Origin of the sequence: Bacillus sp. BD59S, from assembly GCF_007363175.1 — a bacterium.
GTDB lineage: Bacteria > Bacillota > Bacilli > Bacillales > Bacillaceae_G > Bacillus_A > Bacillus_A pacificus.
Genome location: NZ_CP034686.1, coordinates 5199515 through 5210000, shown reverse-complemented (window position 1 = coordinate 5210000; position 10486 = coordinate 5199515). Strand labels below are relative to the sequence as shown.

Genomic DNA, 10486 nt, shown 5'->3' with positions numbered 1-10486 from the left:
AATACCTCCTTGTTTATCACGCACCCCATTAGAAAGGATTAAAGATATACGTATTCTTATAATAAACAACGATACAGAAGTTCATAAAAAACTTGTATACTATTCTAGTTATAGAGTTCCCCTTATATGAGGTAATCCTTACTTATCTGTTTACTCATAAATATATACAAATATACTTACTAACTATCCTGCGTCACTGAAATATCCATCTTATATCTCTTTCATCTTTAGGCCTCATCCATTTCCATACAGCCTAGTGGTAATAGCTGTTATATCCTCTTAGCAGAAACTTAAGATATGCATACAAACTACATTCAAGGTCCGAACCGATTAATAGCATTTCTTTTTCAGCATATATACAGGATTAAAAATACGAACATCAATCGATCTAGTATACTCAACACACCGGAAAGGAACGAGTGTTCTTTTTGTTTATATCACTTTTTATAACATTTAAGTATGTTTATTCTATACCTATAACATGTAATTTTATTGTTCTTATTTATATATCCTTCATTTTGAAATACATATAGAATTACAAATTCACTTATTTCTAACTACAAGCTTAAAATTCCTATATAAACGAGCCAGAATTTCTAATCTAGGAAAAATCTAACTCTTACTTTTGGGACACAGCCACAATTATTTAACTTCCTTACTATAACTAAACTCCCTCGCAATAACCATAGCCAAAATAACTTTTACATTTAAGATAAAAGTTATATTCAATATTCCCGACTCCGCTGCTCTGAAGATGAATGTATCATATCTGTCACAGCATGATATAGATTTTCTGGATGTTCAGCTATCCGGTGACACAAATACAAATACCACTCTTTCCCATAAGTCAAATATACTCTAGCGTTATATCCTTTGTTTTTCAAATCACTTAACATATCCGGACGAATTCCATATAACATTTCTATCTCTACATTAGATTGACTAAAATATCGACGTTGTTCCATCTCTTTAATAAGAATTTCATCATGTGTAGCTATAGATAGAGGGTGATTGTTTTCAATTAGTTGTTCTACAATTTGAAGATACTGCTGATTTAAATCGGTTGACCTAGGCATAGCAATATCCGGAACTTCTTGATAGGCACCTTTTACAACTCGTATTCTCCCTGGATAATGTAGGAGTTCTTGAATATCATTGTTCGAGCGATATAAATGTGCCTGAATTGTTATCCCTACATTAGGATATTGCTCTGTTGTTTTTTTATAGATAGAAAGAATATCCTCTGCCTTAGATGATTCTTCCATACTTATCATAAGGGTAGTTCCTTGTACATTTGCCTTCTCTGCCAACTCCATTAAATGAATATAAGATATTTCTGGATCTATAGATAATCCAATATGCGATAAATCAAGTGATACTGTTTGTTTTATAGAAAGAGCACCCACGTCCCCAATAAGATTCAAAAACTCATTTTTTGCTTTATAACACTCCTTTATATCTAGCTTATTTTCCCCTATATACTCCAGTGAAGTATGATACCCTTTTGTAATTAGTTCTTTTGCCGTCACAATCCCCTCATGTCTCGTTTCTCCGGTGACAAAGCGCTTCGCAGCTTGCAACAATAACACATAGAGTTCCCTGGATTGTTGTACATAGGATTTTATATGTTCATTTCGTGCAATCGATTTAAATGCCTGAGCTACTTGAAATTCTTTCGTCATCACATTTTCATCTCCCTTAGAACTATTTGATCCAACTATAGCATGCTAAAATGGTTCGTATTAGTACCATTTTAGCCAAATTTTTATGGTACCAATTTTGATGAAGGGAGTCTTTATATGCTTTGGATACCTATTGATCGATCGTTAGATATTAGTTTAATTCGACAGGTTTATTACCAAATACGTGAGCGAATATTAAATGGAGACCTACAGTCCGGAGAAAAGTTACCATCAACACGGGAATTATCTTCTGAGTTAAACGTATCTAGGAATGTAATTTTAGAAGCTTATGATCAATTATTTTCCGAAGGTTTTTTGGTCGCTCGACAGGGAGCAGGAACATTCATTGCCGAGGGAACTTATTTAGAACAACGTAAAAAATCAACTCTAATTGATTCTTTATCTTGGTGCGAAGAAATAAATAAAGACAGTAACATCATTAATTTTCGTTCAGGGATACCAGCATTAGACTTATTTCCACGCAAGAGATGGGCAAATTTGTCTCACACAATATGGCACGAAGCACCTCCTTCTACGTTTGGATACGATATTCCCGAAGGGCGTCCCGAATTAAGAACGGCTTTATCACGCTATTTATTAAAAACAAGAGGAGTTTTTTGTCATCCAGAACAATTAGTGATTACTTCTGGTGCAACTCAAGCTTTAACACTTGTTTCTAAATTACTTTTATCAACGGGTGATGAAGTAATAATAGAAGATCCTATTACCAATGACATTCAAACAATTTTTAAAAATTCAGGAGCCTTCCTTTATCCTATACCAGTTGATGATAATGGGATGGATACATCTTTGCTACCTGTAAATAAAAATCCAAAATTTATCTTTATTACTCCTTCTCATCAGTTTCCTTTAGGCGGAACATTACCGATTCAACGACGGGTTCAATTGATTAACTACTCAAGAAAAACAAATTGCTACCTCATTGAAGATGATTATGACAGTGAATTTCGATATGAAGGCTCACCCGTAAGTTCATTACAGGGATTGGATCCCGAGCGTGTTATATATATAGGTTCATTTAGTAAAATTTTATCACCGGCCCTTAGGATGGGATACTTAGTTCTTCCCTCACACCTTATTGAAAAATGTCGCAAAGTAAAATGGTTTTCAGATCTACATACACCTTCTTTAAATCAGCTTGTTCTTGCTAAATTTATTACCGAAGATCATTTAGAACGGCATATTATGAAGATGAAAAAACTCTATAAAAATCGAAGAAACTTCCTTATCCAGCAATTAAAATTAGCATTCTCAAATAAGATCAATATTTTCGGCCATTCTACAGGATTACACTTGATTGTTGAATTCAATCAAGTTCAATTCACAAAAGAATTACTTGAGGAAACTCAACAACTCGGAGTAAAAGTATATCCCGTGGAAGACCACGCCATTAAAAAAGGAAAACATCATAATCAAATTATTATAGGGTACGGACATTTAACAACTGAAGAAATAAAAGAAGGGGTGAACAGGCTACAGAGGGCATTATCCTGTATATATTTTTGTTAACAAATAGACAGTTTAACCAACTTGGCCACATTTTTCTGAAGGTACATTATTTAAATGTGAAATCATAATTAATTCAAGGTGTTTCTTGTTAGATAAACGTACTTATAGAGGCGACATTAATTACAAGATTACTTCATTAAACACAAAAAAGACGAGTCATTCTGACTCGTCTTACAGTTGCTTGGCGACGTCCTACTCTCACAGGGACAAGGTCCCAACTACCATCGGCGCTAGAGAGCTTAACTTCCGTGTTCGGTATGGGAACGGGTCTCTTGGATGAACCTTTATAGATTTTACAAATCTCTTCACTCCATCATGTTTATCTAACCTTCTTACTATCTTTACTTTTTCCTCTCGTGTAAATTTAACCATAAAAAAGTACACTCCAATTGTTGTTCGTGTCTAACATTTGGGGTGTACATCAATTAAGGACGACTTAAATGTCATTTATATGGACAATTAATTAGCACCTTTTTTTATTCCTCCACCATGTTTCAAAATGCACCAATTACTCTTCAGCAAAAAGAAACGAAAATTAAGCGAATATAAAGCGATTTATATCATAAAAGAATATTTTTCACTTCTTTATCAATCTTTACAAAAGAAACCCAAGAATTAACAAAGATATTGTTTCATCTGTTTAATCTCTTACAGAAAAACGGACGAAAATCCGATAGGTATAAGAAGAAAACAGTCATTGATATCTTAGGCATCGTATATAATTTTTCTATGTCCCACAATCAGGTAGCGTAATCAAAAAAATTGAAGCCCGATAGGATTTATTTAGTATGCAAATTTTTAAAGAACTTACACTGGATCTTTAGAAAAAAGAAAAAATCTTACATGAAATTAAACTTGTATAATGTTAGCTTGATAGGCATAGAGCACCACCCACATTTTAATTATTTTATAGACCAAGCAATTCTCAAAAAATGATAGCACAATTTTAATTATGATTTTGATTTTAATAATACGTTCTGAGACACTACTCTTCTTCTAAAATGGCGTAATAATATTCATCCCACCATTCATTTCCATGGGGTATACACTTCTTGAAATAGCCTTCTCTCTTCATTCCAATTTTCTCCATCACTCGATATGATGGGGTATTTTCTGGCTGACATGTAGCTATAATTCTATGTAATTTCATTTCCTTAAACCCATATTTCAATGTAGCTTGTGCTGCTTCAGAAGCATATCCTTTATTGAAATATTTAGAATTGAATACCCACCCAATCTCATAAGTATGTTCACCAAAATATTTATGAAAAACAATATGACCAATCAGGATATTTTCACCTATTAGTATCACAGGAAAGCTCTTAGCATTTTCCCCCATATTTTTATTTACAAAATTTCTTGTATCTTCTTCAGTAAAAACCCCTTCAGGTATGTATTTCATAACATCGCTATCTGATGTATACTCATGAACAGCTTCCCAATCCTTGAATTCAAATTTTCGTATTAGTAATCTTTCTGCTTTTATAAACATTTACTTTTCTCCCCTCAAAAACTCGTTACTTTATTTCAGATTCACATTTAATCCTTAAAAAAAGAACTTGCAGGAATCTCTACAAGTTTTTTTATATCACGTGAATATATGGGACAAACAAACTATCTTACCAATTCATCATAGAAACTACAGGGGTAGTACTTTGACAACTATATTATATAACAAATCTTAACATCCGCAGATTTTATTTTTGAAAATTATGTTAATTGAGAACAAAATTATCCTTTTCCTTAACTATTCTAACTTTTATTCACTTAAATAAGCGTGTAGTTCAAAACAAATCTAATAATGAGAATATGGATACTAAATTTACTCTCAAAAACAGAAACTTAACTGCATACCTTCTGAAAGTAAACATAAGAAAAACGTTCTACTCCATATGAGTAGAACGTCTTCTCACTTTAATTCATATATTTTTTGGGACTTATATATTTTGTGTCGTATTTAAAAAATTAATAAATTCATCTTCATTTACAGGCTTACTGTAGTAATAACCTTGAATTAGATAACATGCATTTTGTTGTAACACTGTTAATTGCTCCTTCGTTTCTACCCCTTCTGCTATTACTTTCATATTTAAAGTATGGGCTAACGAAATAATTGTTTGAATAATTTCATCTCCATCATTTGAAGTTCCAATTCTATTCACAAATTCTCTTGGAATTTTCAAAGTATCAATTGGATACAAAGGTAGATACGCTAATGAAGAATATCCTGTACCAAAATCATCAATTGATAAATGTACACCATATGATTTTAAGGCTTTTAACTTCGATAAAGTTTCTTTCTCATCTACCATGGCAATTCGCTCTGTTAATTCCAAATCAATCAAGTTAGCTGGTACTCCTATTTCTTCTATAGTAGAAATAATCGTTTGAACAAAATCTTCCTGTTCAAACTCTATAGCTGATAAATTTATCCCCATCTTTAGATTTGAAAAGCCCATAGAATGCCATTCTTTCAGTTGTTGACACGCTTTCTGTAACGTCCACTTCCCAATTGAAATAATCTGCGACGTTTCTTCTGCTATAGGTATAAACTCAAAAGGAGAAATCAGCCCAAGCTCTGGATGTTGCCAACGTATTAAAGCCTCTGCACCAATAACCTTTCCTTCCTTACTATCAATTTGTGGTTGATACAATAAAAACAATTCATTATTTTCAATTGCATTTGGTAAATCCTGTTCTAATCGTAATCGACGAGTTACTTTTTGAGATAATGTCTCGTCATACATACAAACAGCATTATTACCTTTTTCCTTTGCACTATACATAGCGATATCAGCGTGTTGTAAAAGTGTAGTAGTATTTATTCCTCCAAACGGATACACTGCTATTCCTATACTAAGAGATAAGTAAAAACTATGATAATTTACTACAAATGGTTCATCAGTTATACGAAATAGATTTTTACACAAATCCAATAGCTGCTGTTCCGTGTGGTTATGGACAATGATTGCAAACTCATCTCCACCTATTCTTGCTAGAGGAATAGGCGGTGACAGACATGTCCTAAAACGTTTAGCAACTTCTTTTAAAACCCTGTCACCAATCGAATGACCCAGTGTATCATTAATAGTCTTAAAACGATTTAAATCTATATACAAGAGGCCAAACTTATCCTTTGTTTTTTGTGCACGCTTAATGGATCTATCTAATTCTTGTTGAAAGAATATACGATTTCCAATCTCCGTCACCGTATCATGGAATGCAAGATAATTTATCTCTTCCTGTTGTTGTTTCATCCTCGTTATGTCTTTTACCATTACATAGCTCCCAAAGGGTTGTCCTTCTATCATAATAGGAACTATAGTGACATACCAAAAAAGTATATCCTTCTCATTGTTATTTTTCACACGTAACTGTAACGAAGATGAACTACATCGTTTCCCTTTCTTTATAGCCGATTCCAATTCAGATTTATCTTCATCAAAAAAAATAGAGAAGCACTCTTTTCCTATTAATGCAGCACTGTCTTTCCCTAATAATATACTTCCAGACTGGTTTATATTTAAAATGGTACCATTTGAATCAATCGTTAAAATAGGATCTGGGTGGTACTCATATAAGGACTTAAACCTCTCTTGATTTTTCACCAAATCATTAGATTTTTTTATTAAATCCGCTGTTCTTTGAGATACTTTTTGCTCTAATTGATTATTAAACACTTTTAATGTTTCGGTTAAATCTTTGTTTTGCATTCGTACAATTGTATGACGAATCAGTACAAATACAAAGGCAATACAATTGCCCGTAATCAGTGTAGCTGAAGAAGTTTGCTCTTTTAAAGTAAAACCAATTAAGATTGCAACTGCAAGATAAGGAAATATGACAAGAAGTTTCTTTCCAAATGTCGGATTAATAATAAAATAATTTCTTCTAGAAGATGCATTCCTTGGGATAGTAGCGGCAATGGCAATAAATAATAGAAAAACTCTATACAAACACCTTAATAATATGAGTGAACGATGTGATAAATCATCTTGTAAATAGAAATATAAATAGTCCGTAATAGACAATCCAGTTAATACTAAGATGAAAATAAATAATTTACTTTTCGCATTAAAAATTGCTGGTCGAAAGATAAGGCTAACTCCTAGTAAAAGAAGCAATAGATCTATAATCGGGAAAATAAATGAAAGAAAAACATCTCCAATTGATAAGAATAAAATATTTGCAGAAGGTTTATTAAATAGGTACCACTCTAAGGTGAAAATAGCAGTAACAACAATACATAAATCACAAATTAAATACGCTTTCTCCCATTTGTTACATTCCATCATGATTTTATAAAAGAACGCAAAGAGAAAGAAGAATAAGAAAAACAACAAAAATACATCAGAGATATTAAAATTTTGTATTGGTAATTCTACATTAAATACTTGAAAAGCAGATATAAAATTCCCTATCAAGAAACACCCTATTGCAATAGTAATACTAGCCCAAAACACTCCTAACTTAACTTTTCTGGATACTATAGAATAGAGTAATGAAATAAGTACAATAGTTTCAACAACTAAAGATGAGAATCGTATATTAAAATCTGATACAAAATACTGATTCGGAAAAACAAATAAAAATATAAAGCAAAAGCTTAAATAAGCTATTAGAGCCAATATCAATACATAAAAATGCACATGTGAATGTTTACGCAATATATTCACCTTCTTAAGTCTTTCATCATTTTTTATTAAATTTGTTTCTAATTATTATTTCTATTATGTCCATTTCAAAAGATTTCTTTCAAAATAACTTATTGTTAGTCGAACTATTCATCTTTTTTTGTCCATAACTTTTTATAGACTCATGAAGTTCGTAACCTCTTGGTGCTTCTACTTCCACTAAGGTATAGTTACCTATTGGCAAATCTTTTGATATCGCTTCTCCTTTTTCATCTGTTACTAACTCCCCAACTACTTTTTTATTTGAATCTTCAATATGAAATTTTGCTCCTGCTAGCTGTTTATTTTTATCGCTCGTATCTACTTTCACTAACTTTATTTTCCCCATCGGATCTGGTAATTTCTTATTTGCTATTTTAATTTCTACTACTACATCTTTTTCTATTTTTACAGCTATTTTATCTTTTAATAATTCGTAACCTTTTGGTGCTTCTACTTCCACTAAGGTATAGTTACCTATTGGCAAATCTTTTGATATCGCTTCTCCTTTTTCATCTGTTACTAACTCCCCAACTACTTTTTTATTTGAATCTTCAATATGAAACCTTGCTCCGAGCAATTTTTCATTATCATTATTACTATCAACTTTTTTTATTTTTACTTTTCCTGTACTAGGCTTGTTCCATTGTTGCCAGTTAAATTTGAAATTGTGAAATTCAAATCCACCAGTTTGTAGTATCGTACTGACAAATGCTTGTCCATTAATTGAGCCGCCTTTTGTTTCTAATACAGCATTTGGAGCAAACACACTCCCAACAACACCATATCCCTCTGTTGTGATTTTTTTCGCATTAGGAAAAACCCAAATCACTTTCCCGTATAGCTCAGTAAACGGTGAATTAGGAGAATAGGGTTGAGATGTAGGAACTATATCCGTAGCCCTTCCAATATTGTTCGTGTCATATAGAATGGATCCATTTTTAAATGTAACTTCTATTGCATCCGAATACATAACAATAAAATCTTTACCCTTAGCATTGGGTAAAAATACATCTCTTATATCTAAATTGATTTTCCCGGTCAATTCTGATGAAACATAAATATTAGGATTGTTTATATCTTTTCCAATACCATAACTCATATTTGGAATGGGGATATTCGTTTTATATTGACCTGCATTTTTACCGACTTGCTTGACTATGTTGCGAAATTCATTAAATTTCGCGTCAATTTCTAGTTTTTCTTTATAAACGATACGATCATAAGAAGATTGTATAATACGATCTGGATCACTCTCTTTTGTCATTACGACTATTCCGTTTTGAATGATAAAAGATTCCTCTCTTGATTTTTTGAATTTTCCAGACAATAACAAGGATGGATATCCCTCATCACTCCATTTTTCACCTACTATATTAGATGTTCCTGCTGCAGCACCTACAATCGTATAACCTGATGCATCCATATCACCTTGAACTGCGATTGCTCCTTCAATATCGCCACCTACTGCTTTATGGTTACCAAAGACAACAGCATTATAACGCGATATATCACCTAGACCTTCTAAATTTATCGTGGATCCATATGCTTCTTTTGGTACATAGACGACAAAACTTACACATAACATTAACAAAACCATAAAATGAATACTTACCAGTTTTAATAGTAGCCTCAATTCCTTTGTTCCCACCTTTACCGTATTTTTTCTACAGTCGAATAAAGTGCACTTTTATTAGTGATTCTTCCCTATATACCTTTTTTGCTTTTCCCTAAATTTTTGGATACACTATTCATTAATGCGGGATAAATACATTCTATCTAATTATTTTTTTCTTATAAATTACGACCAGAAGCATACATAACAATAGGATTGGAACTATTACCGCCCACTTATTAAACATAGATACCTCTGTACTCATTCCTTGTTTTTCTTCCTGGTCGAACTCTACACGCTCACCCCGAACTAGCAATCTATTGGTGTTTACTCCATAAGGCGTGCACGTAATTAATGTTGTATAATCTTTATTTTCTACAATTTGTAGATCGTCCGTTTCGTGTGGTAAAACTATTTTAATTTGATCTACTTTATAGGCAAGAACTTTGTCTAAAGAGTGAATATAAAAACGGTCTCCTTCACTCAACTTATCTAAATCTGTAAATAATTTTGCTGATGGTAAACCACGATGCCCTGTTAAAATAGTGTGCGTATTTTCTCCACCTACCGGGAGCGAAGAATAATCTAAATGACCTACCCCGCGACTTAATACTTCCTCAGAGGTCCCTTGATAGATTGGTAGTTTTATATTAATTTTCGATATTTCAATATACCCCATTACATCACCTAAATTTAAGGCATCGGCATACGCTTGATGATTACTTTTTTCTTCAGAAAATGGATCTGCAAATGTTTTCACGGAAGTTTGAACTTGTTTATTATATTCGGCTGCTTCTTTTTCTCTTCGTTCGAGTTCTTTCTTTTGTAGTGCTTTGATCTTCTTATCGTAAGAGCTAACCTCAGAATAATGTGCACGAGTCGCCAACCAATTACTAATAGTAGGATATAAAAAAATACCTAATCCAAATAAAAAAATACCACCTAAAACAAGATTTCGTTTCATATTTCCACCTCTGCATATACTA

At 32.5% G+C, this 10486-nt stretch carries 5 protein-coding genes and 2 pseudogenes; 2 read left to right on the top strand and 5 right to left on the bottom strand.

What is annotated here, in order from left to right; all coding sequences use genetic code 11:
- Positions 1–725: 725 nt before the first annotated feature.
- Positions 726–1682: a proline dehydrogenase family protein gene (locus tag EKQ63_RS29235; protein WP_087951340.1), complete on the bottom strand. Its 957-nt coding sequence runs from the start codon at positions 1680–1682 to the stop codon at positions 726–728.
- A 117-nt stretch (positions 1683–1799) separates the two neighbouring features.
- Here EKQ63_RS29235 and EKQ63_RS29230 point away from each other — a divergent pair, with 117 nt between their 5' ends.
- Both EKQ63_RS29230 and EKQ63_RS29225 read left to right on the top strand, forming a co-directional pair.
- Positions 1800–3212, top strand: a complete 1413-nt coding sequence (locus tag EKQ63_RS29230) for a MocR-like pyridoxine biosynthesis transcription factor PdxR (protein WP_143881742.1) — start codon at positions 1800–1802, stop codon at positions 3210–3212.
- A 432-nt stretch (positions 3213–3644) separates the two neighbouring features.
- Positions 3645–3965 (top strand): annotated as a pseudogene (locus EKQ63_RS29225) (IS4 family transposase); the annotation flags it as partial.
- Between the two features lie 232 nt (positions 3966–4197).
- Here EKQ63_RS29225 and EKQ63_RS29220 read toward each other — a convergent pair.
- The 4 genes and pseudogenes from EKQ63_RS29220 to EKQ63_RS29205 form a co-directional block, all read right to left on the bottom strand.
- A complete protein-coding gene (locus tag EKQ63_RS29220; protein ID WP_143881741.1) occupies positions 4198–4704 on the bottom strand; it encodes a GNAT family N-acetyltransferase in 507 nt (168 codons plus the stop codon).
- Positions 4705–5149: 445 nt separating this feature from the next.
- On the bottom strand, positions 5150–7879 hold the full coding sequence (locus EKQ63_RS29215; RefSeq protein WP_143881740.1) for a sensor domain-containing protein: 2730 nt from the start codon (positions 7877–7879) through the stop codon (positions 5150–5152).
- A 154-nt stretch (positions 7880–8033) separates the two neighbouring features.
- Positions 8034–9521: pseudogene (locus tag EKQ63_RS29210) on the bottom strand (SpaA isopeptide-forming pilin-related protein); the annotation flags it as partial.
- Between the two features lie 139 nt (positions 9522–9660).
- Positions 9661–10464 (bottom strand): class C sortase, encoded by an 804-nt coding sequence (locus EKQ63_RS29205; protein ID WP_190240627.1) that lies wholly within the window; start codon positions 10462–10464, stop codon positions 9661–9663.
- Positions 10465–10486: the final 22 nt, after the last annotated feature.